The 24,883-nt window shown below is 57.6% G+C and carries 19 protein-coding genes and 1 riboswitch; of the genes, 4 read left to right on the top strand and 15 right to left on the bottom strand.

The features are described 5' to 3' along the window. Positions 1-99: 99 nt before the first annotated feature. Positions 100-297, bottom strand: a riboswitch (cobalamin riboswitch). A gap of 179 nt (positions 298-476) precedes the next feature. Beyond that, positions 477-1,139 carry a DUF3047 domain-containing protein gene (locus ACTZWX_RS06870; protein ID WP_416376927.1) on the top strand — a complete coding sequence of 221 codons (663 nt, stop codon included), beginning with the start codon at positions 477-479 and terminating at the stop codon, positions 1,137-1,139. 60 nt (positions 1,140-1,199) lie between these two features. On the opposite strand, the gene ACTZWX_RS06865 is transcribed toward ACTZWX_RS06870, so the two are convergent. The 9 genes from ACTZWX_RS06865 to urtA all read right to left on the bottom strand — a co-directional run bounded on the left by ACTZWX_RS06865 (position 1,200) and on the right by urtA (position 10,118). Further along, entirely contained in the window at positions 1,200-1,553 is a 354-nt protein-coding gene (locus tag ACTZWX_RS06865) for an FmdB family zinc ribbon protein (protein WP_444713281.1), read from the bottom strand. Positions 1,554-1,558: 5 nt separating this feature from the next. Next, positions 1,559-2,791, bottom strand: coding sequence for a formamidase (fmdA, locus tag ACTZWX_RS06860; RefSeq protein ID WP_444713280.1), 1,233 nt, complete (start codon positions 2,789-2,791; stop codon positions 1,559-1,561). Between the two features lie 101 nt (positions 2,792-2,892). Continuing rightward, complete coding sequence (locus ACTZWX_RS06855) at positions 2,893-3,936, bottom strand: AAA family ATPase (protein WP_444713279.1); 1,044 nt, start codon at positions 3,934-3,936, stop codon at positions 2,893-2,895. Positions 3,937-3,951: 15 nt separating this feature from the next. After that, complete coding sequence (locus tag ACTZWX_RS06850) at positions 3,952-4,998, bottom strand: aliphatic amidase (protein WP_444713278.1); 1,047 nt, start codon at positions 4,996-4,998, stop codon at positions 3,952-3,954. Positions 4,999-5,171: 173 nt separating this feature from the next. After that, positions 5,172-5,861 carry an urea ABC transporter ATP-binding subunit UrtE gene (urtE, locus tag ACTZWX_RS06845; protein ID WP_444713277.1) on the bottom strand — a complete coding sequence of 230 codons (690 nt, stop codon included), beginning with the start codon at positions 5,859-5,861 and terminating at the stop codon, positions 5,172-5,174. 2 nt (positions 5,862-5,863) lie between these two features. After that, positions 5,864-6,622: an urea ABC transporter ATP-binding protein UrtD gene (gene urtD, locus ACTZWX_RS06840; protein WP_068351485.1), complete on the bottom strand. Its 759-nt coding sequence runs from the start codon at positions 6,620-6,622 to the stop codon at positions 5,864-5,866. Further along, positions 6,622-7,833 (bottom strand): urea ABC transporter permease subunit UrtC, encoded by a 1,212-nt coding sequence (gene urtC, locus ACTZWX_RS06835; protein ID WP_444713276.1) that lies wholly within the window; start codon positions 7,831-7,833, stop codon positions 6,622-6,624. The genes urtD and urtC overlap by 1 nt, the downstream gene beginning before the upstream one ends. A 9-nt stretch (positions 7,834-7,842) precedes the next feature. Continuing rightward, positions 7,843-8,769, bottom strand: coding sequence for an urea ABC transporter permease subunit UrtB (gene urtB, locus ACTZWX_RS06830; RefSeq protein ID WP_058090885.1), 927 nt, complete (start codon positions 8,767-8,769; stop codon positions 7,843-7,845). Between the two features lie 80 nt (positions 8,770-8,849). Beyond that, positions 8,850-10,118 (bottom strand): urea ABC transporter substrate-binding protein, encoded by a 1,269-nt coding sequence (urtA, locus tag ACTZWX_RS06825; RefSeq protein ID WP_106694616.1) that lies wholly within the window; start codon positions 10,116-10,118, stop codon positions 8,850-8,852. Between the two features lie 310 nt (positions 10,119-10,428). On the opposite strand from urtA, the gene ACTZWX_RS06820 reads away from it, so the two are divergent. Next, complete coding sequence (locus ACTZWX_RS06820; protein WP_444713275.1) at positions 10,429-13,812, top strand: hybrid sensor histidine kinase/response regulator; 3,384 nt, start codon at positions 10,429-10,431, stop codon at positions 13,810-13,812. Continuing rightward, positions 13,799-14,704, top strand: a complete 906-nt coding sequence (locus tag ACTZWX_RS06815; RefSeq protein WP_444713274.1) for a response regulator — start codon at positions 13,799-13,801, stop codon at positions 14,702-14,704. Before ACTZWX_RS06820 ends, ACTZWX_RS06815 begins: the two co-directional genes overlap by 14 nt. A 17-nt stretch (positions 14,705-14,721) precedes the next feature. On the opposite strand, the gene ACTZWX_RS06810 is transcribed toward ACTZWX_RS06815, so the two are convergent. Together ACTZWX_RS06810 and nhaB are read right to left on the bottom strand one after the other, a co-directional pair. Then, entirely contained in the window at positions 14,722-15,558 is an 837-nt protein-coding gene (locus ACTZWX_RS06810) for a substrate-binding periplasmic protein (protein ID WP_444713273.1), read from the bottom strand. Between the two features lie 83 nt (positions 15,559-15,641). Continuing rightward, positions 15,642-17,147 (bottom strand): sodium/proton antiporter NhaB, encoded by a 1,506-nt coding sequence (nhaB, locus tag ACTZWX_RS06805; RefSeq protein ID WP_444713272.1) that lies wholly within the window; start codon positions 17,145-17,147, stop codon positions 15,642-15,644. 388 nt (positions 17,148-17,535) lie between these two features. Here nhaB and ACTZWX_RS06800 point away from each other — a divergent pair, with 388 nt between their 5' ends. Then, positions 17,536-19,611, top strand: coding sequence for a TonB-dependent siderophore receptor (locus tag ACTZWX_RS06800; RefSeq protein WP_444713271.1), 2,076 nt, complete (start codon positions 17,536-17,538; stop codon positions 19,609-19,611). Between the two features lie 30 nt (positions 19,612-19,641). Here ACTZWX_RS06800 and glmS read toward each other — a convergent pair whose 3' ends face one another. The 4 genes from glmS to atpD form a co-directional block, all read right to left on the bottom strand. Continuing rightward, positions 19,642-21,474, bottom strand: coding sequence for a glutamine--fructose-6-phosphate transaminase (isomerizing) (gene glmS / locus ACTZWX_RS06795; protein ID WP_444713270.1), 1,833 nt, complete (start codon positions 21,472-21,474; stop codon positions 19,642-19,644). A 30-nt stretch (positions 21,475-21,504) separates the two neighbouring features. Further along, complete coding sequence (glmU, locus tag ACTZWX_RS06790; protein ID WP_444713269.1) at positions 21,505-22,869, bottom strand: bifunctional UDP-N-acetylglucosamine diphosphorylase/glucosamine-1-phosphate N-acetyltransferase GlmU; 1,365 nt, start codon at positions 22,867-22,869, stop codon at positions 21,505-21,507. Positions 22,870-23,019: 150 nt separating this feature from the next. Beyond that, a complete protein-coding gene (locus ACTZWX_RS06785) occupies positions 23,020-23,442 on the bottom strand; it encodes a F0F1 ATP synthase subunit epsilon (protein ID WP_061333192.1) in 423 nt (140 codons plus the stop codon). Positions 23,443-23,480: 38 nt separating this feature from the next. Further along, the gene (atpD, locus tag ACTZWX_RS06780; RefSeq protein WP_444713268.1) at positions 23,481-24,875 is read right to left on the bottom strand and encodes a F0F1 ATP synthase subunit beta; all 1,395 of its coding nucleotides are present in this window, start codon (positions 24,873-24,875) and stop codon (positions 23,481-23,483) included. Positions 24,876-24,883 lie beyond the last annotated feature (8 nt).

Here is a 24,883-nt window from a genome sequence, read left to right as displayed (position 1 = left end):
ACAAAAAATGGGGCTGCCATCTTTTGAATATTTGTAGTCCGTGGGTATCCGTGTCGTCCGTGGCCAATAATCCTTACCTGCTCACCTTGAAACGCGAAGGTGCAGTGTCTATCCCTGGCAGGTCTTCGGACTCAGGGGCGTGAACCTGTTGGTTCGGCCTTGCGTGGCGACTTCCCGGCGCTTGCCAGTGTCTTGATGCCACGCTCGTTCCCCAATACCGCTGCGCGTCAGTTCCGGATTCTCACCGGATTCCCGACTACCTTTACGAGTGAAGTGATCAGAGAATGATCACAACATATGGTAGTCAACCAAGGATTTGGTCACTATATACGGACTAATAGCCACTGACAAGGCACTTTATTGCAGGCCCGCTGTCTGCCACTACAGTGGCCCGAAAACAAAAGGACAAGTCTATGAAGCGTTCATCACTGGCAGGCACTGCATGGGTGTTGGCTCTGCTATTGGTCAGCCCGGCGATGATGGCACAAGCGCCTTTACTGCAACCCTTCTCCACCATGAGTTCATTATCTGATGGTTGGGAACCTCTGGAATTTCCCAGAATCGACCGGCACACGCGCTACGAGCTGGTCACGGACGACGGTGTTCAGGTGGTCAAGGCGACTGCTGATAACAGCGCCTCCGGCCTGATTGCCCGATTGTCGTTAGAACCCGGCGAATCGCTGATTCTGCGCTGGCAATGGAAGGTGTCCAATGTGTTCGACCAGGGTGATGCCCGGAAAAAGTCCGGCGACGACTACCCGGCGCGAATCTACGTGGCCTTTGAATTTCAGCCCGACAAAGCAGGCTTCTTTGAACGGGCCAAGCGCAAAACCGTGGAGGTCATGTTTGGCGAGTCCCTGCCGGGTAATGCCCTGAACTACATCTGGGCCAACCGGCTACCAGAGCAATCCATTGTCGCCAATGCCTTCACCGACCAGACCATGATGGTGGCGGTCAATTCCGGCCCGGAGCAAACCGGTGAGTGGGTCACCGTGGAGCGGGATATTGTGGCGGATTACCGGGAAGCGTTCGGGGAGAACCCCCCGCGCATTGTTGGCGTGGCCATTATGTCAGATGCGGATAATACCGGTGAACGGGCAACAGCGTGGTATCGGGATCTGGTGCTTGAGCAGCCCTGAATTGTGGATCGAAAAAAGGCCCCGTATCGGGGCCAAACACGTGAAACGTCGAACCGGTTGTCAGTGGCTGATCATCCACGGCCGCATTGAGGGAAACATTTTCTTACCGTCCGCGGTGTAGAACAGCATGGATTTGCCCGGCTTCGGTGAGCCACAACCACAACTTCGGCTGTGTTCCTTGTCGTGTGCCCTGCGATCGGCAGTCGAAAACATTGGTTCGTGTTTCGAGCGCTCGTTCCGGTCCTGAGCCGATCGTTTGGCCGGGTCCATGGCGGCAATCTCCGGGGGCAGCAATATGACTCGGGGTGACAGCGCCTGACAGGTCGGGCACTCCGCCGGCTTGGCACAGTCTTCCATGGTGGCCAGCTGGTGGAACAACCCGTGTTCCCGACATTTGTAGTCATACACAGGCATGTTGGTTACTCCTTGTCTTTCGACAGAGGCACGTCCATGCCGCCACTGACTTTCTTCTGTGGGCCATCCGCTGACGGGTTGATGTCGAAATCAAAGATGCCGGTTGGCAGCCAGAGCGTTGCACAGGCGTTGGGAATATCAACCACACCGCTGATATGCCCCTCCACCGGCGCACACCCAAGGATCGCGTAAGCCTGTGCCTTGCTGTAGCCGAACTTGGTCATGTATTCGATGGCATTCAGGCAGGCCTGGCGATAGGCCACATGCACGTCCAGATAGTGCTGGCCGCCCTCTTCATCCACCGAGATGCCCTCAAAGATCACATAATCGTCGTAGCGGGGCTTGATGGGGCTGGGCTTGAACACCGGGTTCTTGATGCCGTATTTTCGCACGCCGTCTTTGATCAGGTTCACCCGCAAGTGGATCCAGCCGGCCATTTCGATGGCCCCACAGAACGTAATCTCACCATCCCCCTGGCTGAAGTGCAGGTCGCCCACAGACAGTCCCGCGCCGTCTACGTAAACCGGGAAATACACTTTGGAGCCACGGGAAAGATCCTTGATGTCGCAGTTGCCGCCATGCTCCCTCGGTGGCACGGTTCGCGCGGCCTCAGCGCCAGCCGCCTTGGCCTCGTCCCCTCTCATCTGGCCCATGTGGGCCGTTTCACCGTTAGGCAGAGTAGCCAACTCCGGCACACGGTCAGGGTCCGTTGCTACCAGGCCCGCTTCCCGCTTATTCCATGTATCCAGAAGTTCCTTGGAAGGCAGGCAACCAATCAGCCCTGGATGTATCAACCCGGCAAACTCCACGTTAGGAATGTGCCGTGACTTGGTGAACATGCCGTTGAAGTCCCAGATTGATTTCTGGGCTTCGGGGAAATGTTCCGTCAGAAAGCCACCGCCGTTCTGCTTGGAGAAGAAACCGTTGAAGCCCCACTGGCTCTCCTCAAACGTACCTATGTCCAGAATGTCGACTTCCAGCAGGTCACCCGGCTCTGCGCCTTCGACGCCAATGGGGCCCGACAGGAAATGCACCTGGCTGAGGTCTACATCACGCACGTCGTCGGCGCTGTCGTTGTTCTTGATCTGGCCGCCGGTCCAGTCGTAACACTCCACGATAAAATCGTCACCGGGTTTAACGGTGGCCACCAACGGAATATCCGGGTGCCAGCGGTTGTGGACTTTGTCGTTCTCGTAGGCCGATTTATTCAGATCGATCTTGATGATGGTTTCAGCCATAGCGGGCGCTCCTGTACATTGGCTTGTCTGTTTGAATAACGCCTCTACTATCGGCTGCACGGCATGCCGGGGGTATTCGCCAAATACCCCCGGCGCCTACGTCATTCGACGTATTGGCGAACCTTTATCTCGCCGTTTTCAATGTCTGCGGCGAACTGCTCCGCCTCAGGATGGGCCAGCAACGCCCGCGCAACCGCCGGCTCCAGACGCTGGCGAAATGCCCGTAACATCTCCCGTGCGCCATAACGGCTGTCGTAGCCTCGGCAGAGCTCCCGGCGCAGATTCTCGGACAGAGTCAGTTCTGCATTTTTGCGGGCCAGGCGCTTGTTCAGCCCCGCCAACTCGATATCCAGCAGCGCGTCCAGCCAGTTGTCGGTGAGGGTGTTGTAGTTCAGGATCTGATCAATCCGGTTAAGAAACTCCGGATCAAAATGGCGCCGAAGCGCAGCATCCCGAATGGTTTCGCCAGAGCCGGGTGACAGCCCCAGCCATCGGCGCCAGCCTCGCTGATAGCGGTGATGGTGAGCCTCCGCATCCAATGCGCCGGCGTTACTGGTCATGAAGATCAGGGTATTGCGGAAGTCGATTTCCCGATTGCCGGAGGGGAATACCAACCGGCCAGTATCCAGCACATTCAACAGGGTACGGACTACTTCCTTGCTGGCCTTTTCAATCTCGTCGAACAACACGATGCCGGGCTTGCTGAACGAGCCCTGAACCTTGTCCAGATCGAACAGGCTATGGCCTTCCTTGCTGCCCACGTAACCTGGCGGTGCGCCGGTGAGCGCCGCCGAATAATGTTCCTGTGCCAGGGTATTCATATCGATGCGGCACAGGCCATCGCGGTGGCCATGAATGGCCTCGGCAATCAGCCTTACGGTTTCGGTTTTGCCCACACCGGTCGGGCCAAGAAACAGGTGCACCGCCAGCGGCCGGTTGTCCTCACCGATGTCGGCTTTTACCCGCACCAGCATCGACTCCATCGCCGTGAGCGCCTCATCCTGGCCCACAATGTTTGCTCGCAAACGGGCCATCACAACCTCAGGCTCGAAGCGAAACCGGGAAGCACGAACCGGGCCTGAAGCGGCCCGGTTCTTGTCGTTGGTCTCCCGGTTGGCTTCCAGCCGTTCGTTGATAAACGGCATATGTGCCTCCCGGGCTTAAGCCCCTGCGGATTTTTCCTTGCCGTCAAACGGCAGCTCGCCCACCGGGCACTCAGCCGTGCCCACGGTTTTGCGGGTCATGGCTTCGACATTCTCCTGCGCCTTCTGCGCATCCATCACCCAGGTGCGGTAAAACTCAAACGGGCAATCGGCAATGCCCTTGTCGCCATCGCCGGAGGCATGCACGCCGGTGTAACCCCGATGCAGCAGCTTGAACAGATGGTTCTGGGACTGATCGTTCTGGCGGGCATCGCGAATCTGACTGACCGAGAGCTGGGCATACTGAATGCCCATGTCTTCCTCACCGCACTCGCCAAGAGTACGGCCATCAAACCCGATGATCGCGGAATGGCCAAAGTAGGAATACACACCATCAAAACCACTGGCGTTGGCCACAGCCACATAGCAGTTATTGGCCCAGGCCATGCTCTTGGCCATCATGATCTGCTGCTCCTTGGCCGGGTACATATAGCCCTGGCAGCGCACAATCAGCTCCGCACCCTTCATGGCACAATCCCGCCAGATCTCCGGATAGTTGCCATCGTCACAGATGATCATACTGATCTTCATCCCCTTGGGCCCCTCAGTCACATAGGTGGTGTCGCCAGGGTACCAGCCCTCAATCGGACACCAGGGAATGCACTTGCGGTACTTCTGAACAATCTCGCCTTCATTGTTGATCAACACCAGCGTGTTGTAAGGCGCCTTGTTGGGGTGATCCTCATGCCGCTCCCCGGTCAGGGAAAACACCCCCCAGGTATTGGCCTCACGACACGCCGCCGAGAAAATCGCCGTCTCGTCACCTGGGATGGCTGCAGCGGTGTCCATCATCTCGTCGTTGTCGTACATGATCCCCATGGTGCTGTATTCCGGAAACACCACCAGATCCATCCCCGGCAGCCCCACCTTCATACCTTTGATCATGTCCGCAATCTTACGCGCGTTGTCCAGCACCTCGGCCTTGCTGTGCAGCCGAGGCATCTTGTAGTTCACCACCGCCACACCGACGGTATCGTTACTGCTGGAAATATCACCGTGTCTCATTCTGCTTGCTCCTCACCGCATAGCGGTTGTCACCCATGTCCGGGCCGATGGGGCGGGGGCAGCCTTCCGAAACCGTATGCGCCAGGGATGGCGCATCCGAGCCTACATGGACGTATTCACGGCGTGTTTCGGAAGGCTGCCCCCGCCTCAGCGGCTTGCACCAAACCCCAGAATTAAACGGCCAGATAACTGGCAATCTTGTCCTGATCCGCCTCCTCCCGAAGCTCCTCGTGAACAATCTCCCCCTTCTCGATCACCAGAATCCGGTCCGCCGCATCCATCACAAAACTCAACACCTGCTCCGACACCACAATCGACAACCCTCGCTCATCGCGAATCCGCCGAAGAGTCTTGGCAATGTCCTTGATGATGTTGGGCTGAATACCCTCGGTTGGTTCATCCAGCAGCAACACCTTGGGCCGGGTGGCCAGCGCCCGGGCGATCGCCAGCTGTTGCTGCTGTCCACCAGACAGGTTGCCACCCCGGCGATGCAGCATTTCCTTCAGCACCGGAAACAGCTCGTAAAGATCCTCGGGGATCTTCTTCTCCCCGACAGCAGCCAGGCCGGTCTCAATGTTCTCCTTCACGGTCAGAGTCGGAAAAATCATCCGGCCCTGGGGTACAAAGCCGATCCCTGCCCTCACCCGCTGGAAACTCTTAAGGTTGGAAAGATCCGCACCATCCAGCTGGAGCTGCCCACCTCTGGTCGGCGTCATACCCACCAGGGACTTCATCAACGTGGTCTTGCCCATACCATTGCGGCCAACCACGGCAACGATCTCATTCCTGCCAATCTCAAGGTCTAGGTTCTCAATGATGTTGCTCTGGCCGTAGGCCACCGAATGTTGTTTGACGCTCAGCATGATCAATGCCCCAGGTAGACTTCGATGACTTTCGGGTCCGACTTCACGTGCTCGATGGACCCCTCCGACAACACCTTGCCCTGGTGCATCACCGTTACCCGGTCAGCAATGTCACCCACAAACTGCATATCGTGTTCGATCACCAGAACCGTGTGTTCATGGGTAATCACTTTCAGTAATTCGGCAGTTTTCTTGCGCTCCACCACCGACATGCCCGCTACGGGTTCATCCAACATGATCAGCTTCGGCTTCTGAATCAGCAGCATGCCGATTTCAAGCCACTGCTTCTGACCATGACTGAGCAGAGACGCCGGCTGCTCAAGCATGTCTTCAAGAAAAATGGTCCGGGCAACCGCTTCAATTTCCTCTACCACCGCAAGATCCCGCTTGAACGCCAGGGCGCCCATCACCGAGTGGCCCTGCGGATAAGACACTTCGAGATTCTCGAACACGGTGAGGTCCTCGAACACCGAGGGGGTCTGGAATTTACGCCCAACCCCAGAATGCACAATCTGGTGCTCTTTCATCTTTGTCAGCTCCCGCCCCTGGAAGCGAATGGAGCCTGACGTGGCCCGGGTTTTCCCGCAGATCAGGTCCAGCACCGTGGTTTTACCGGCGCCATTGGGGCCGATGATCACCCGGATTTCGTTTGGGTCCAGGTAGAAGGACAGGTCGTCTACCGCTTTAAAGCCGTCGAACGATACCGTCAGTCCCTCTACCGCCAACAAAAAGTCCTTACTTTTGCTTTTGGCTGCTTTCATCAGGATTTCTCCGGGCTGTACTGGTCAATCATCGAGTCGTAATTACTGGCCTTATCCTCCAGATCCTTGATGTTGGCGGGCGCGGTTGCAGCGACGTTTCGGCCCTCAACAGAGCCTCGCTTTCGCCGAAACAACCGGTCTTCCAGGGGCATGACATAGGTCTGATAAAGACCGGCGAGGCCGTTCGGGAAGGCCAGAACAACACCGATGAACAGCGCACCCATGGCGAAGGGCCAGAGCTCCGGGAAGGATTCGGAAAAACCGCTCTTGGCGGCATTCACCAGCAGTGCGCCGTAGACCGCACCAAGGATGGATAGACGGCCACCCAGTGCGCAGAAGATCACCATCTCGATGGATGCCACGATGCCGATGAACGAGGGCGACATGAAGCCGACGCTCAAGGTAAACAGCGCGCCGCCGATGCCGGCAAAAGCCGCCGCCAGGCAAAACACGAAGATTTTGAAGGCGGCAACGTCGTAGCCGGAAAATCTGACGCGATTTTCCTGGGTACTCATCGCCACCAGGATTCGCCCGAGTTTGCGCTTCTGGATCAGGCGGGCAGCGAACAGACAGACGAACAACAGCGCAACCGTTACGAAGTAGAGGGCCGTTTTTGCTTCATCGGTGCGTATGTCCCAACCCATCAGGGTTCTCAGGTCGGTGATGCCGTTGATGCCGCCGGTGTAACCCTGCTGACCAATGATCAGGATGGTCAGGATGGCCGCGATGGCCTGGGTGATGATGGCAAAGTAGACCCCGCCCACACGCCGGGTGAACATGGCAACGCCGATAATGAAGGCCAGCAGAACCGGCACACCGATCACGGCAATCAGGGTGAAGGCAAAACTGTTGAACGGCTCCCAGAACCAGGGCAAAGCGGTAATCTGGTTCCAGTCCATGAAGTCCGGGATGCCGGGCGTTGACTGTATGGCCGTTGCTTCCGGCGTTGAGGCCTCAAGCTTGAGGTACATCGCCATGCAGTAGCCGCCAAGCCCGAAAAAAACGCCCTGTCCCAGGCTGAGAATGCCTGCTTTACCCCAACACATCACCAGGCCAATGGCCACAAAGGCGTAGGTCAGGTACTTGCCGACCATATTCAATCGGAAGGCATCGAGCATGACCGGCAAAACAACCACCAGTAACAGCGCCAACGCCAGGTAGTACAGCCCCTCTCGGGAGGTAAACCATTTAACAACGGGTGAGTCTTTCATGACGGTCTCCTAGCGACGAATCTTCAGGGCCATGAGTCCTTCCGGGCGCAGCATGAGAATGCCGACAACCACCAGAAGCGTAAGTACCTTGGCCATCGAACCACTCAGGAAGAACTCGAGGGTGGACTGGGCCTGGGAGATGCCAAACGCAGACACAATGGTTCCAATCAGGCTCTGTGCACCGCCAAAGACCACCACCAGGAAGGTGTCCACGATGTAGGCCTGGCCGGAGGACGGACCGGTGGAACCGATCATGGTGAAAGCCGCGCCGGCGATACCCGCAATCCCGCAGCCCAGGGCAAACGTGGCCCTGTCGACACCGGCACTGTTGATGCCCACGGCTTCGGCCATGGGCCGGTTCTGGACCACGGCCCTAACCTTTTTGCCCCAACCGGACCGGTACATCAGGAAGTAAACGGCTATGGCGATGGACAGCGCGATGATCATCACAAACAGCCCGTTGATGGGCAGATCAACCATGTCGGTGACCTGGATTGATCCCATCATCCAGTCTGGCAGCGTGACCCCCACTTCCCTGGCGCCGAAAATCGTGCGGTAGGCTTGCTGGAGAATCAGGCTCAGGCCCCAGGTCGCCAACAGCGTATCCAGCGGCCGCCTGTACAGATGCCTGACCATGGCCCATTCGATAAAGGCCCCCAGCGCCGCGCACACCAGAAAGGCGAAGAGCATGGCGACGAAAAAATAGCCCCCGAACAGACCCGGCAGATAACTCTGAAACGCACTGGAGGTCAGGTAGGTGGTATAGGCACCGAGGATCATGAACTCCCCGTGGGCCATATTGATCACCCCCATCTGACCAAAAATGATCGCCAGGCCGAGTGCCATCAGCACGAACACTGAGAACAGGGACAGCCCGGCGAACCCCTGCATGGCAAATATCGACATCAATTCACTGGTGGTGTAGCCATCAAACATGACCCTTACTCCCTAGAGATAACGCACCCAACCGTTTGGAAAACCGGCGGCCGGCGCCCCTTGGCACCGGCCAGCCGTGCTTACTGGTAACCTTCCGGGAAAGGATCTGGCTCCATCAGGTCTTCTGTTTCGTAGACCACTTTGTACTGGCCATTGCGCTGGGCGTTGCCGATACGGGTCTTGGACCAGAGGTGATGGTTTTCGTGGATACGTACATAACCTTCGGGGGCTTTGGTGAACTCAATGCCCGGTGAGGCTTCACGCACTTTGTCGACATCGAAAGAGCCGGCCTTCTCGACCGCCATCTTCCACAGCCAGGGGCCAAGGTAGGCAGCCTGGGTAACATCACCGATGACCATGTCATCACCCCAGGCTTCTTTGAACGCGGCCACAAATTCCTGGTTGTTGGGGTTATCCAGGCTCTGGAAGTACTTCATGGAGGCATAGATGCCCTCCACGTTTTCACCACCGATGCCCCGGATTTCGTCTTCGGTTACAGAGATGGTCAGCAACAGCGGGCTTTCCTTGGTGAAATCAATACCAGCGGCTTTCATCTGCTTGTAGAAGGCAACGTTGGAGCCGCCCACAACCGACGCAAAAATAACATCGGGCTTACGCAACTTGATCTTGTTGATGACCGAGTTGAACTGGGTATGACCCAGCGGGTAATACTCCTCGCCGACTACCTTCAATCCCAGCTTGTCGATGTGTTTGCGAGCGATTTTGTTGGAGGTGCGAGGCCAGATGTAGTCCGAACCCAGCAGGTAGAAGGTTTTGGCGCCCTTCTCTTCAACCGCCCAATCGATACTGGCCAGGATTTGCTGAGTGGCTTCCTGCCCGGTGTAGATCACGTTCGGTGATTGCTCCAGGCCCTCGTAGAACGTGGGGTAGTACAGCATGCCATTGAACTGTTCGATTACCGGCAGGATGGCTTTCCGGGAAGCGGAGGTCCAGGCACCAAAAATGGCCGCGACATTGTCTTGGCGCAGCAGCTTGCGGGATTTCTCCGCGAAGGTGGGCCAGTCACTGGCGCCGTCTTCCTGCACGAACTCGATCTGCCGGCCCAGCACACCGCCAGAGGCGTTGATCTGTTCAATGGCCAGTTTCTCGGCCTGTACTGAACCGATTTCACTGATCGCCATGGTGCCGGTGATGGAGTGCAGTATGCCAACCTTGACGGTGTCGTCTGTCACCGCAAGCCCGGTGGTATTCACCTCGGAGGTGGGGGGTGTGGCCGCCTGTGCCGATGTAGCTAGCATCATGGATGCTGCCAGCGTCATGAGCTTCTTGCGAAGCCCGGTTCCCTTGCCGAATGACCGCCCGTTGGCGGTTGAATCTGTCGTGCCCATGGTTATTCCTCGCAGTGTTGGTATGCCGGTACCGCACTTCAACAAACGAAGCACAGCGCCCACGACACACATTCTGCTCAGGCACTGACACAGAGCCCATTCGGCAATCACCCCAGCGGCCTACGTCATTTGACGCATTCCTGTCACAGGCTCAGCAGGCTAAAACGCGAATACGAAAGCAATAATGTCAGGCGCGATTCCTTATCCGCACCATCACATGGCATGGATCTTGTTCCAGCTGTCAAAGACGGTGCTGCCAACCCGGTAGTTGCACCAAAAAGTCGCGCTCTGTACCAGAAGGCAAGGCACTATGGCCGCAAGACAGAATATTTTTCGGGTCCGGCGACGTTACAACCAGTGGGTTGCCAACCAGACCCTGGAGGACTACGCGCTTCGCTTCACCGCCAAGAGTGCCCGCCGTTGGTCGGCTGCCAGGGTCAGTCATACCGCCCTGGGTGCCATATCCTTTCTGGCCATGGAAGCGATCGGCGGTGCCATTACACTGCACTACGGCTTCGACAATGCCGTTGCGGCCATCCTGGCGGTCAGCCTAGTGATCTTTCTGACCGCCATACCCATCAGCTACTACGCAGCCCGATATGGCGTCGACATTGACCTGCTCACCCGTGGCGCCGGCTTCGGCTACATTGGCTCCACCATTACCTCGTTGATCTACGCCAGCTTCACCTTCATCTTTTTTGCCATCGAAGCGGCCATCATGGCCATGGCGCTGGAAATGCTCTTCGGCATTCCTCTGGTGCTGGGCTACCTGATCTGTTCGGTGGTGATCATTCCCTTGGTTACCCATGGCATAACCACCATCAGCCGGTTCCAGGTCTGGACTCAGCCCGCCTTTATCGTGCTGCAACTGTTGCCCTTTATTTTCATCATTTTTGCCGATGCGTCATCGGTCAGTGACTGGACCCAGTTTGGCGGTGTCGGTGTATCGGAAGGTCAGGGTTTCAATGTGCTCATGTTTGGCGCTGCCGCCGCCGTGGTTTTCTCGCTGATTGCCCAGATTGGCGAGCAGGTTGATTACCTGCGTTTTATTCCCGAGCCCCAGACGCCAAAGGATAAACGCCGCTGGTGGATAGCGGTGATGGCCGGTGGTCCTGGCTGGATTGTGATCGGGATGATAAAAATCCTGGCAGGCTCTTTTTTGACCGTATTGGCACTGAATCAGGGCATTCCCGCCAGCGAAGCCGCCGACCCTACCCACATGTACCTGGTCGCGTTCAGTTACGTGACCCATTCCCCGGAAATCTCCCTGGCGTTCGCGGGTATTTTCGTCATTCTGTGTCAGATCAAGATCAACGTAACCAACGCCTACGCCGGCTCCATTGCCTGGTCGAATTTCTTCTCCCGGCTCACCCACAGCCACCCCGGCCGCGTGGTCTGGCTGGTGTTCAATGTGGCTATCGCGCTGCTGGTGATGGAACTGGGGGTGTACCGGGCACTGGAAGAGACGCTGGGGTTCTACGGCATCGTCGCCATTGCCTGGGTAGGTGCTCTGGTGGCCGATCTGGTGATCAACAAACCGCTTGGGCTAAGCCCCGCCCACATCGAGTTCAAACGGGCACACCTTTACGATATCAATCCGGTGGGTGTCGGGGCGATGATCACCGCCTCCCTGGTAGGTGTTGTCTGCCACTCCGGCGCGATTGGCCTTTATGCCCAGGCACTCTCGCATTTCATCGCCCTGGCGGTCGCCCTGGTCATGGCCCCGGTTATTGCCTGGCGAACCGGCGGCCGTTTCTATACCGCGCGCCCATTCACACCGATCGCTACCGATCACCAGCTGGTGCAGTGCAGCATCTGCGAGCACGGCTTTGAGCCGGAAGACGTAACCCACTGCCCCGCTTACGCGGGCACCATCTGTTCCCTGTGTTGCTCACTCGACGCACGATGCGACGATGTCTGCAAACCCGGCGGGGGCTATAAGGAACAGCTTCAGCTGTTCCTGGGCAAATTCGTTCCCGATTATCTGCTGGTCCGCCTGCGATCACGCCTCGGTCATTTTCTGAGTTTGTTGCTATTGATCAACGGCTTGTCGGGCCTGCTGCTATCTCTGATCTATTTCAAGACCCCAGTCGCGACGAGCGCGGAAGGCATCCTGCTGTCGGTAACGCTCTGGAAGGTCTTTTTCATTCTGGTCATCGTGACCGGTGTGATTTGTTGGCTGTTCGTTCTGGCCCACGAGAGCCGGGTGGTCGCAGAAGAGGAATCCCGGCGCCAAACCCGATTGCTGACCGAAGAAATTGTCGCGCACGAGAGAACCGATCAGGCACTGCAGCAGGCCAAGGAACAGGCCGATGCGGCCAACCTGGCGAAAAGCCGTTACCTCACGGGCATCAGCCATGAGTTGCGCTCTCCGCTCAATGCCATTCTGGGTTATGCCCAACTGATGGCGAACGACGACGACATCCCCGCCCACCGCAAGGAAGCGCTGGGTGTGATTCATCGTAACGGCGAACACCTTGCCGATCTGATCGAAGGTCTGCTGGATATCTCCAAAATCGAGGCCGGACGGCTGGACTTGCACCGGGACCAGGTGCGGATTGAAGTTCTGATGGAGCAGTTGGTCACGATGTTCCGTTTGCAGGCCGAAGAAAAAGGACTGGCCTTTGAATACCATTGCCCGTTGCCACTTCCTGAGCGGGTAACCGCCGATGAGAAACGTCTACGCCAGATCCTGATCAATCTGCTGTCGAATGCCATCAAATACACGGATCACGGCCGGGTGTGCCTGACACTCCGCTATCGGAGCCAGGTGGCAGAATTCACCGTGCAGGATACCGGTGAAGGCATTGCCGAAGCCGACATCGAACGGATCTTCCGTCCGTTCGAGCGGGTTCGTTCCGCGGGGCAGAGCCGGATAGGAACAGGGTTGGGGCTGACCATTACCCGCTTGCTGACCGAAATCATGGGGGGAGACATATCGGTTACCAGCACCCCCGGAAAAGGCAGCACCTTCAAGGTCAGCCTGATGCTATCCAGCCTGCACGATGTTACTCCCCGCTCCATAACCGCACCTGCCCGTCGGATCTACGGCTACCACGGCACCCGGCGTAAAGTTCTCATCGTGGATGATGACCTTTCCCACCGCCAGGTCATTCGAGCCATGCTGTCGCCTCTTGGGTTTGACGTTGGCGACATGGGGAATTCCCTGTTGGTCTCACAACAGGTCAGCAGCGACCGGCCGGATCTGATCCTGCTTGATGTATCCATGCCTGGGCTTAACGGTTGGGAGATCCTTCAACAACTCAGAGATGCCCAACACCACATGCCAGTCATCATGATCTCCGCCGACGCCAACGAAGGCCAGCACTCACCGGGTTCACCCAACCTGCATGATGGCTACATCATCAAGCCGGTTCGCCTGAATCTGCTGCTGGATACTATCGGCAAAGTGCTAAACATAGCATGGCGCTTCACACCCAGCCCGGACCCGCTCGCTGCACTTGAGCCTCCGGCGCAAGCTGAACTGACGTTACCAGGATTCGAGGAATGCCAGGCGCTGATGTCGCTGGCCCGAATCGGTCACCGCAAGGGGCTGCTTGAGGCCTTGAACGAGCTTAAACACAGCGGTAAAGCCGACAGCCATTTCACAACCGAACTGACAAAACTCACCAACGAATTTCAGTTTGAGAAAATTCTCGCGTTACTTGAGGTACCCGAACATGAGTCTGCCTGAACAGAAAAAAACCGTGGTCATGGTCGTGGATGATGCCGTCGATTCGATCCGGATGATCAGTGACGCCCTGGAGGAAGCAGGCATGACGGTTCTTGTAGCGTTGGAAGGTGGACAGGCACTTACAATCAGTCAGAACATCGTGCCAGACATCGTTCTTATGGACGCCCTGATGCCCCACATGGACGGCTTTGAGACCTGTCGCAGGCTGAAGGAAAATCCGGCGTTCGCCGACATTCCGATCGTGTTCATGACCGGTCTCAGCGATACCGAACACGTAGTGATGGGGCTTGGTTCCGGCGGAGTCGACTACATTACCAAACCCATCAATACCACCGAATTGCTGGCCCGTATGCAAGTGCATCTGGCGAACGCACGCATGACACGAAGTGCTCGCTCAGCACTGGACCGGGCCGGCCAGAATTTGTTTTCCGTCAATGCCAGCGGTGAATTGCTCTGGGGAACGCCCCAGGTTTACCGAATACTGCCGGGCAACGAAGACCCGGAACAGGAGTCCCTGCGAAAACAGATTGAAGTCTGGCTTACTCGCCAACCGGAACCGAGGCATGCCCTACCCATCCGGCTTGCGGATACCCCGCGTTCCATCGAGTTCCTGGCGCTGATTGATGAGAGAGAATACCTGCTGCGGATTAAAACGCCTCAGAACCCGCACAGTTCGGCGACGGCACTACGAGCGGCCTTTGAACTCACACTCAGAGAATCCGATGTGCTGTTGTGGATTGCCAACGGCAAAACCAATCGGGAAATCGGTCAGATCCTGGAGATGAGCCCACGCACGGTGAACAAACACCTGGAACAGGTTTTTCGGAAGATGGGCGTGGAAAACCGGACGGCCGCAGCGGCAAATGCGATACGAGTGCTGGCCATCAGCTAGTGTCCCGTCCTGATCACTCAACGATACTCGTCAGGAAACCCCGGCAATACAAAGGTTTTCTCGAACCGGCGCACCGGCGGCACTTCACCACGCTCGGCCAACCGCAGATAGGCATCATCAAACGCCTCCCGAAGAATGGCGGCCCGGGAGCTGGCCAGCGAGAACATCCAGGCGCTGTTGCGGCTTCGCACTTCCGATTCCCGGATGATGGCATCTGAGGGATGGGTCAGGATTTCTCGCACCGGTTGGCGGTAATCGAGCAGGTAATCACCCCGTTTTCGTTTCAGCATGTCCACTGCTGAACGATGGTTAGGCGCCTCGGTGATGCGAATGTCTGGCTGGTCTTCCAACCAGTACCGAAGGCCACCATAGGTGTAGCCACCGATCAATATCACCATACTGCCATGCAACTGATCCATGTGTTCAAGCGGTTCTGTGTCTTGGCGATACCAGGCACTCAACTCTACGGGAATCGGGCTGATCCAGCTTTCCAGAACCGCATCTTTCAATACTGGCGTGGCGGATAATCCCAGCCAGAGATCAACGGTGCCATCTTTCAGGTAGAGGTAGGTTCTCGCCACCGGCAGGTAAAAAAACTCCAGCTCATAGCCGGCCTCGGCGGCCACCTTTTTGGTGATCTCAACAAACTCGCCGGCTGGTTCACCCTCGGCATTGCGGTAAGTGATCGGGGGAAACTCGACATAGGCCACCCTGACAACCTTCTTGCTGTAGGGGCCTTGGTCTTCGGCATGCGCCAGGGCGGCATAGAAAAGGCTGATCAAAACAACAAAAAGCCCCGTCAGCGCCCAGGCGCCACGAGGCAGATCAGTGGAGTAACGTTGGCAACTGCGCATGTATACCGCTTATCGTTATCTGTTTCCCTAGAGAGTAACAGATAGGCGAAACACTGTGGGGCCAAACGCTAAAAAACGTGTATTCAGAATGAATGGGTAACCATATAAAGACCCACTCCTCCCATCACGATGGTGTAAGGAAACGCCATGATCACCATTTTCCCGTACGACAGCCGCACCAGTGGTGCAATGGCCGAAGTCAGCAGGAACAGAAACGCTGCCTGGCCATTAGGGGTGGCCACGCTGGGCAGGTTGGTGCCGGTGTTGATGGACATTGCCAGGGTCTGGAAATGCTCGTAGCTGATAGCCCCCGCGTCCAGCGCCTGTTTGACCTCACTGATATAGACCGTAGCGACAAACACGTTATCACTGATCATCGACAACAGGCCGTTGGCGATAAAAAACATGCCCGGCTGCTGGTGCTCCGGCAGGCTGAGCACGTAATCAATGATCGGTTTGAACAGATGCTGCTCATGAATCACCGCCACCACGGCGAAGAACACCACCAGCAGAGAGGTGAACGGTAGGGATTCCTGGAAGGCTTTGCCAATCTGGTGCTCGTCTGTGACGCCTGTAAACGAGGTAATCAGGATGATCACCAGCAGGCCAATCAGGCCCACTTCCGCAATGTGAAACGCCAGGCCGATAACCAGAATGGCGGCTGCGATGGCCTGAATCCACAGGGATGCCTGGTCGGCCTTGGTGCGGCGGGCCCGCTCATTTTTTGCGAACTCTTCGAGCACCTGGCGAACCGGCTTGGGCAGGCGGCCGCCGTAACCAAACCAGCGCAGTTTCTCCAGCGCCCAACAAGTCGCGAGGCCCGCGAACAGCACCGGGATACTCACCGGCGCCATGTGCAGGAAAAAGCCCACGAAATCCCAGCCCACCACTTTGGCAATCAGCAGGTTCTGGGGTTCACCCACCATGGTGGCGACCCCACCAAGGGCAGTACCGATGGCACCGTGCATCAACAGGCTGCGCAGAAACGCCCGGAAGTTTTCCAGGTCTTCCCGGTGCAGCTCGATCACTTCTTCATCACTGCCGGCATTGTGGTCTTTCTGCTGGTAGCCTTTGCCAGAGGCCACTTTGTGGTAGACCGAGAAAAAGCCCACCGCCACGCTGATAATAACGGCGGTCACCGTCAAGGCATCCAGAAACGCTGACAGCAAGGCGGCCGCACTGCAGAACAGCAACGACAGAGCCGACTTGGAGCGAACCCCCACCAGAATCTGGGTGAAGGTCACCAGCAGCAGGTCTTTCATGAAGTAGATGCCCGCCACCATGAACATCAGCAGCAGAATCACCGGGAAGTTCACCAGAACCTCGTGATACACGGCGTCTGCCGTAGTGAGCCCGATCAGCAACGCCTCCACCGCCAGCAAACCGCCCGGCAACAGCGGATAACACTTCAGCGCCATGGCCAGGGTGAAAATGAACTCACCAATCAGCAACCAGCCTGTCACACCCGGCCCAAACACGTACATCACGATGGGATTGGCAATAAGAAACAGCAGAATTACCTGTTTGTACCAGACAGGCGCTTTGCCAAGAAAATTATGGGTAAAGCCAGACAGGACGGTGTTGGGCATTGCGATGGTCTTCTGAGAAAGCGGGTTATTGGAATAGTGCGCCGGAGGATCAGCATCTTCCTTGATATTTGCGTACCGGGGTATGGTCCGAAGGTACAAACGTAAGACCGCTTTTGGTCTTAATAATAAAAAGGAGAGAGTATGCGCTCGGGCTTCACAATAATTTTCGTAATACAACTTAATTAGCCCTGGACGGGCGGCGGCATTTTAACCGATTTTCAGTCGTATAAGGTGGTTTCATGAAAATTTAACCCATCATCCCAGGCAACCGGCAATAAACGTTAATGATATTGGTTTGCATTAAGATTATTTAAGGCATAATATTCGGCGAATTTCGGTGATGTTTCACCCCGTTCTCGTTACTTACAGCCGTTACAAAGGTGCCGTTATGCCCTCCGTTTTCCTGACCAAGCCGTTGACGCAAGCCATACGCCTGACCCTGGCCGTTGGTATGGCAACCACCTCGGCCCCGCTTCTGGCGCAGGATGCCGAACCCGCCAGCCTGGAGGCCCTGGTGGTCTCGGCCACAGCACTCAAGGTGGAGACACCGCTGGTAGAAACCCCACGACCAGCATCGGTAGTGGAGGAAGAGGAGCTCAGGGAGCGTAACGTTCAGTCCCTTGATGAGGCCTTCCAGTACCGCGCCGGTGTGTTGTCGGGTCACTACGGTGATGACAACGACACCGACTGGCTGAAAATCCGCGGCTTTGACCAGGCCACCTACCAGGACGGCCTGCGAATCTATCGCGAGGGCTTCTACCAGTGGCTGCCTGAGACCTACGGCCTGGAGCGGGTTGAACTGCTGAAGGGACCGGCGTCCATCCTTTACGGTGAAGCGCCTCCAGGCGGTGTGATCAACGCCATCAGCAAGCGCCCGACCGATGACAGGCGAGGCGAGGTGCTGGTGCAGGCAGGTACCGGCAAGCACCGCCAGCTTGGTGTTGACACCTCCGGCCCGGTCGCTGGAACCGATAACCTCCGCTACCGGTTGGTGGGCCTTTATCGCGACGGCGAAGGCGACCTGGACTTCACCGAAAACGAACGCTACTACATCGCGCCCAGCCTGGCCTGGGACATCACCGAAGACACCAGTTTGACCGTTCTGGCCAGCTTTCAGAAAGACGACGCCATCCCGACCAACCCGTTCAAGTTAGCCTACGGCACCGTGCAGGACACGCCGTTTGGCAAGGTGGATCCCTCCACCAATTACAGTGAACCTGGTTACGATACCAACGAACGCACCCAGACCTCTCTGGGCTATGCCCTCAGCCACCAGATCAACGATATCTGGCGGTTCGAACAGGATTTACGCTACAGCGAGCTGGATCTACTGTTGCGCAGCAGCTACATCTTTTTCCAGACAGGTCCGCGGGAAGGCCAGCGTTACCTCACCTATCGTGACGGCAAGATCGACAGCTGGACGGTGGATAACCGTGTGGTAGGCAACTGGTACACCGATCGTACCGAGCATACGTTCCTGGCAGGTGTCGATTACCAGGATCTGAATAACAAGGGACAACAGAACGGTGCGGGTGGGTTCTCAATATTCGGCGGACCCATTGATCTTTTCAATCCGCAGTACGGTAACTTCACACCAGTCTCGCCCGCCGATCTGATCGTTACCGAGATCGACAAGCAGCAGACCGGTTACTACCTCCAGCACCAGCTGCGCCTGGATGACCGCTGGGTCTTCCTGGCCGGCGCACGCTATGACCAGGCGAAGGTGGACAACATCAACCGCGATGCCAATACCCGCCAGAAAGCAGACGATGATCAGCTGTCGCTTTCGGGCGGTGTGATGTACCTGGCCGAAAACGGCGTCAGTCCCTACGTATCCTATACCGAATCCTTCCAACCCATTGCCGGTACCGACGGCAACGGCGATCTGTATGAGCCGCGCACCGGCGAGCAGATTGAGCTGGGCGTGAAAATTGCCCCCCGCAATCTGGACGGTTACGTAACCGCAGCGGTGTACCGCATCGAAGAGGAGAACTCTCTAGGCACCAGCCAGGGTGGCTTCCAGATCCAGGACCGCGAACGTACCACTGAGGGCTTCGAGCTGGAGAGTGTCAGCTACCTCACCGAGCAGCTCGAGCTGACCGCCGCCTACACCTACAACAGCGCCAAGGTTCGCGACCAGGCCACGGCCGGCAGCGAACGCCAGGCCCCCTTGATTCCACGCCACCAGGCCTCGGCGTGGCTGGACTACAGCTTCAACGATCTGGCCCCGGGCCTGAAGATCGGCGCCGGCGCCCGGTTTGTGGGCGAAACCAAAGACGGCAACACGGAAGTGCCCTCCTACACCGTGTTCGACCTGATGGCCCAGTATGCCTTCGCACCCCAGTGGCAAGCCCAGTTGAACGTCAGCAACCTGGCCGACCGTGAATACGTGGCCAGCTGTGACTACTGGTGCTATTACGGCGCCGAGAGAAGCGTAGTAGCCAGCCTCAGCTATCGCTGGTAACCGGCAGCTACATTGGCGAGGCGGTCAGGGCTACTCGACCGTCACACTCTTGGCCAGATTCCTCGGCTGATCCACGTCGGTGCCCTTGAGTACCGCCACGTGATAGGACAGCAACTGTAGTGGCACCGTGTAGACGATGGGCGCAATGATTTCGTGTACCGAGGGGATCTGCATCACGTGCAGGCCCTCCTCCGGCTTCACATCTGCGGCCTTGTCGGCGAATACAAACAGTTCGCCGCCGCGGGCCCGTACTTCTTCCAGGTTGGACTTCAGCTTTTCCACCAGGTCGTTGTTGGGGGCCACGGTCACCACGGGCATTTCGCTGTCTACCAGGGCCAGCGGGCCGTGTTTCAGCTCGCCGGCCGGGTAAGCTTCGGCGTGGATGTAGGAAATTTCCTTGAGCTTGAGAGCCCCTTCCATGGCCACCGGGTACTGGGAACCCCGGCCCAGGAAAAGACTGTGGTTCTTGTCCATGAAGGCTTTGGACATTTCCTCGATTTCACCATCCAGGGCCAGCACATCGCTGACTTGGCCAGGCAACAGGTGAATGGCCTTCACGATGTCGGCTTCCCGCTCGGCATTCAGGCCGTTGTGGCGGGCCAGGGCCAGGGAGAAGATCAGCAGGGCGGTCAGCTGGGTGGTGAACGCTTTGGTGGAGGCTACGCCGATTTCAGGGCCGGCCTGGGTCATGATCACCAGGTCGGATTCCCGCACCAGGGAACTGCCCGGTACGTTGCAGATCGCCAATGCGGCCCGGAACCCGGCTTTCTTGGCCTGGCGCAGGGCGGCCAGGGTGTCGGCGGTTTCACCGGACTGGGAAATGCACAGGAACAGGGTATCGGGCTGGATCACGTGCTTGCGGTAGCGGAATTCGGAGGCCACTTCCACGGAACAGGGTACGCCGGCCAGGTCTTCAATCCAGTAACGGGCCACCATGCCGGCATGATAAGAGGTTCCACAGGCGATGATCTGGACGTGGCGCACGTTCTCCAGCAGGTTTTCGGCATCGGTACCCAGGGCTTGCTCCAGCACCCGGGTAGCGGTAATCCGGCCTTCCATGGTGGCCTTGATCACTTTCGGCTGCTCGTAGATTTCCTTAAGCATGTAATGGCGGTACTCGCCCTTGTCGGCGGAATCGGCACCGTGTTCGAAACGGTTGATGGCGCGCTCAACCGCCTGGCCTTCGCGATCGTGAATCTCGATCTTGTCCTTGCGGATATCGGCGATGTCGCCTTCTTCCAGGAAAATGAACCGGTCGGTGACCGGCAGCAGCGCCAGCTGGTCAGAGGCGATGAAGTTCTCGCCGATACCCACGCCCACCACCAGCGGGCTGCCTTCACGGCACACCACCAGGTGGTCCGGCTCGTCGGCATGGACAACCGCCAGGGCAAAGGCACCGCGCAGGCGGCTGATAGCGGCTTTCACGGCGTCGTGAAGCCTGCCGCCGGCCTTGTAGTTCTTGCCAATCAGATGGGCAACCACTTCGGTGTCGGTCTGCGAGGTGAACTCAAAGCCTTCGGCTTTCAACTCTTCGCGGAGTTCCTGATAATTCTCAATGATGCCATTGTGGACGATGGCCAGGCGGTCGCCAGACATGTGCGGGTGGGCGTTCACCTGGGACGGCTCACCGTGGGTGGCCCAGCGGGTATGGGCGATACCAAGATGCCCGGCCAGGGGATTGGCACTGATGGCATCGGCCAGGGCGGCAACCTTGCCAACTTCCCGGGCACGCTGCACTTCCGGCTTGCCGTTGATCACGGCCATACCGGCCGAGTCGTAACCCCGGTATTCAAGGCGGCGGAGCCCCTCCAGCAGAATACCCTGGACGTCCCGTTCGGAAACCGCTCCTACAATCCCACACATGCTGTTATCACCTGTCAGTTAATTCGGTTGTTACGATTTTTTCGGCCGTTCCCAGCCCGCGATATTCCGTTGCTTGCCCCGGGCCACGGCCAGTTCGCTTTCCGCGACGTTGCGGGTGATGGTAGACCCCGCACCAATGGTGGCCTCGGCCGCCACCGTCACCGGTGCAACCAGCGAGGTGTTGGAGCCCACAAACACACCGTCGCCTATCTCGGTTTTGAACTTGTTCACCCCATCATAATTGCAGGTGATGGTGCCTGCACCCACATTCACATTACGACCTAGAGAGGCATCGCCCACGTAACTCAGGTGGTTGATCTTGCTGCCCTCACCCACTACCGCTTTCTTGGTTTCGACAAAGTTGCCCACCTTGGTGTTGGCGGCCAGTTCGGTACCCGGGCGCAGGCGTGCGAACGGGCCAATCTGGGCATTGGCGCCTACAATCGCGCCTTCAAGCACGCTGTTGGCTTTGATTTCAGCACCATCAGCAATGGTGGAATCTTTGATCACACAGTTCGGACCGATCACCACGTTGCTGCCAAGGCTGACTTTGCCTTCAAACACCGCGTTCACATCAATCCACAGGTCGTTACCAATGGTCAGCTCACCGCGTACATCCAACCGGGCAGGGTCTGCCAGGGTAGCTCCTTCGGTCATCAGCCTTTCTGCCTGCTGGCGCTGGTACCAACGCTCCAGCTCCGCCAGTTGCAGGCGGTTGTTCACGCCCTGCACTTCAAACGGGTTCAGGGGCTGAGACACCGTGACGGACAAGCCATGGTCAACAGCCATAGCGATGATGTCGGTCAGGTAGTATTCACCCTGGGCGTTGCTGTTGGATATCGTGGGCAGCCAGCTTTTCAGGTGCCGGGCAGAAACGGCCAGGATACCGGTGTTTACCTCCTGGATATCTTGCTGCTCGGCGGTGGCGTCTTTCTGCTCCACAATCGCCTGCACCTGGCCCTCGGCGTTACGAACGATCCGGCCATAGCCGTGAGGGTTGTCCATATCCACAGTCAGCAGGGCCAGATTACCATCGTCCAGGTCACTGACCATGGCGTCGAGGGTGTCTTTGCGGGTCAACGGCACATCGCCGTAGAGCACCAGTACCCGGGCGTCGTCCGGCAGATCCGGCAAGGCCTGGGCCACGGCATGGCCGGTACCCAGTTGCTCGGTCTGCATCACCCAGTTCACCGAGGGTTCGTGCAGTGATGCCCGCACCCGATCTGCACCGTGGCCGATTACCGTGTGAATTTTCTCCGCCCCCAGCTGCTTTGCGGTATCAATCACGTGATGCAGCATGGCCTTGCCGGCCACCGGGTGTAATACCTTGGGTAGCGTCGATTTCATTCGGGAGCCCTGGCCGGCCGCCAGGATCACAACGTGTAATGGGCTCATGGGGCGGTACGCTCCAATCTGGTGGTGAATCTCAAAATAAAAAACCGCGTCCCGGTGAATAACCGGCCTTGCCCTTGCGGGTGTGGCTGGTTATCCACCTGCGGATGCGGTTCACGGTCAGGCCAGTCCGGGCCCTGACACAAACCCTGCTTAGCGCAGGTGCTTGCGCAGTTTCTGGATGGTGCGCAGCTGAGCGGCGGCTTCTGCCAGCTCGGCGGCAGCACGGGAGTACTCGAACTCGCCTGTCTTGTTCGCCAGTGCCTTCTCGGCTTGCTTCTGGGCTTCCAGGGCTGCCGCTTCGTCCACATCCTTGGCACGAACTGCGGTATCAGCCATCAGGGTCACCAGGTTCGGCTGTACTTCCAGATAACCACCGGATACGTACAGAATCTCCTCGGCGCCACCCTGCTTGATGATCCGCACTGAGCCGGGCTTGAGCTCGGTCAGCAGCGGAGCATGGCCAAGCTGGATGCCTAGCTCACCCTCGGTTCCGGTGGCGATCAGCATCTCCACCAGGCCCGAGTAGATTTTTTCTTCGGCACTTACGACGTCACAATGTACGGTCATAGCCATTTCTTACGCCTCTTGGGTCAGAAAGGGAAGAAGGTAATTTACTTGCCTTCTTTCTCTTTCATTGCCTTAGCCTTCTCGATTGCCTCTTCGATGCCACCGCACATGTAGAAGGCCTGCTCCGGCATGTCGTCGTAGTCACCGTTCAGGATGCCTTCGAAGCTGGCGATGGTTTCCTTCAGAGACACGTATTTACCCGGAGAACCGGTAAATACTTCCGCTACGTGGAACGGCTGAGACAGGAAGCGCTCGATCTTACGGGCACGGGCTACGGTCAGCTTGTCTTCTTCAGACAGCTCGTCCATGCCCAGGATCGCGATGATGTCTTTCAGTTCCTTGTAACGCTGCAGAACGTTCTGAACACCACGGGCAACGTTGTAGTGCTGCTCACCGATCACCAGCGGGTCAAGCTGACGGGAGGTGGAGTCGAGCGGATCGATCGCCGGGTAGATACCCTTGGAGGCGATGTCACGGCTCAGTACCACGGTCGCGTCCAGGTGCGAGAAAGTGGTGGCCGGAGACGGGTCAGTCAAGTCATCCGCCGGTACGTAGACCGCCTGGATAGAGGTGATAGAACCGTTCTTGGTAGAGGTGATCCGCTCCTGCAGCTGACCCATCTCTTCCGCCAGGGTCGGCTGGTAACCTACCGCTGAAGGCATACGGCCCAGCAGTGCAGATACTTCGGTACCGGCCAGGGTGTAACGGTAGATGTTGTCAACGAACAGCAGTACGTCACGGCCTTCGTCACGGAACTTCTCGGCCATGGTGAGACCGGTCAGGGCCACACGCAGACGGTTTCCCGGGGGCTCGTTCATCTGGCCGTAAACCATGGCAACCTTATCGAGAACGTTAGACTCCTTCATTTCGTAGTAGAAGTCGTTACCTTCACGGGTACGCTCACCAACACCGGCGAATACGGAGAGACCAGAGTGCTCTTTCGCGATGTTGTTGATCAGTTCCATCATGTTAACGGTTTTGCCTACACCGGCACCACCGAACAGGCCAACCTTACCACCCTTGGCGAACGGGCAGATCAGGTCGATTACCTTGATGCCGGTTTCCAGCAGGTCCGCAGAGGCTGCCTGGTCGGCGTAGCCCGGTGCTTTACGGTGGATAGCCCAGCGCTCTTCTTCACCGATGTCGCCCTGCTCGTCGATCGGACGGCCCAGAACGTCCATAATCCGGCCCAGCGTCTGGGTACCCACGGGTACGGAGATCGGCTTGCCGGTGTTTTCTGCTTTCAGGCCACGCTTCAGGCCCTCGGTGCTGCCCATGGCGATGGTACGAACAATGCCGTCACCCAGCTGCTGCTGGACTTCCAGAGTTGTTTCGCCACCTTCAAGCAGCAGTGCGTCATAAACGCTTGGCACGGAGTCACGTGGAAATTCCACGTCGATAACCGCGCCAATGATCTGAACGATGTGTCCGCTACTCATGCTCGGTT

The organism is Marinobacter sp. NSM (assembly GCF_052380025.1).
In the GTDB taxonomy this organism is placed as follows: domain Bacteria; phylum Pseudomonadota; class Gammaproteobacteria; order Pseudomonadales; family Oleiphilaceae; genus Marinobacter.
The sequence above is the reverse complement of the archived record's forward strand: the minus strand, read 5'-3'. Positions and strand labels throughout refer to the sequence as shown.

What these genes read in the sequence shown, in the direction of transcription:
- ACTZWX_RS06870 (WP_416376927.1), top strand. Translation starts at nt 477, where the DNA reads ATGATGGCACAAGCGCCTTTACTGCAACCCTTCTCCACCATGAGTTCA.
- ACTZWX_RS06865 (WP_444713281.1), bottom strand. Translation starts at nt 1,553, where the DNA reads ATGCCTGTGTATGACTACAAATGTCGGGAACACGGGTTGTTCCACCAG.
- fmdA (WP_444713280.1), bottom strand. Translation starts at nt 2,791, where the DNA reads ATGGCTGAAACCATCATCAAGATCGATCTGAATAAATCGGCCTACGAG.
- ACTZWX_RS06855 (WP_444713279.1), bottom strand. Translation starts at nt 3,936, where the DNA reads ATGCCGTTTATCAACGAACGGCTGGAAGCCAACCGGGAGACCAACGAC.
- ACTZWX_RS06850 (WP_444713278.1), bottom strand. Translation starts at nt 4,998, where the DNA reads ATGAGACACGGTGATATTTCCAGCAGTAACGATACCGTCGGTGTGGCG.
- urtE (WP_444713277.1), bottom strand. Translation starts at nt 5,861, where the DNA reads ATGCTGAGCGTCAAACAACATTCGGTGGCCTACGGCCAGAGCAACATC.
- urtD (WP_068351485.1), bottom strand. Translation starts at nt 6,622, where the DNA reads ATGAAAGCAGCCAAAAGCAAAAGTAAGGACTTTTTGTTGGCGGTAGAG.
- urtC (WP_444713276.1), bottom strand. Translation starts at nt 7,833, where the DNA reads ATGAAAGACTCACCCGTTGTTAAATGGTTTACCTCCCGAGAGGGGCTG.
- urtB (WP_058090885.1), bottom strand. Translation starts at nt 8,769, where the DNA reads ATGTTTGATGGCTACACCACCAGTGAATTGATGTCGATATTTGCCATG.
- urtA (WP_106694616.1), bottom strand. Translation starts at nt 10,118, where the DNA reads ATGGGCACGACAGATTCAACCGCCAACGGGCGGTCATTCGGCAAGGGA.
- ACTZWX_RS06820 (WP_444713275.1), top strand. Translation starts at nt 10,429, where the DNA reads ATGGCCGCAAGACAGAATATTTTTCGGGTCCGGCGACGTTACAACCAG.
- ACTZWX_RS06815 (WP_444713274.1), top strand. Translation starts at nt 13,799, where the DNA reads ATGAGTCTGCCTGAACAGAAAAAAACCGTGGTCATGGTCGTGGATGAT.
- ACTZWX_RS06810 (WP_444713273.1), bottom strand. Translation starts at nt 15,558, where the DNA reads ATGCGCAGTTGCCAACGTTACTCCACTGATCTGCCTCGTGGCGCCTGG.
- nhaB (WP_444713272.1), bottom strand. Translation starts at nt 17,147, where the DNA reads ATGCCCAACACCGTCCTGTCTGGCTTTACCCATAATTTTCTTGGCAAA.
- ACTZWX_RS06800 (WP_444713271.1), top strand. Translation starts at nt 17,536, where the DNA reads ATGCCCTCCGTTTTCCTGACCAAGCCGTTGACGCAAGCCATACGCCTG.
- glmS (WP_444713270.1), bottom strand. Translation starts at nt 21,474, where the DNA reads ATGTGTGGGATTGTAGGAGCGGTTTCCGAACGGGACGTCCAGGGTATT.
- glmU (WP_444713269.1), bottom strand. Translation starts at nt 22,869, where the DNA reads ATGAGCCCATTACACGTTGTGATCCTGGCGGCCGGCCAGGGCTCCCGA.
- ACTZWX_RS06785 (WP_061333192.1), bottom strand. Translation starts at nt 23,442, where the DNA reads ATGGCTATGACCGTACATTGTGACGTCGTAAGTGCCGAAGAAAAAATC.
- atpD (WP_444713268.1), bottom strand. Translation starts at nt 24,875, where the DNA reads ATGAGTAGCGGACACATCGTTCAGATCATTGGCGCGGTTATCGACGTG.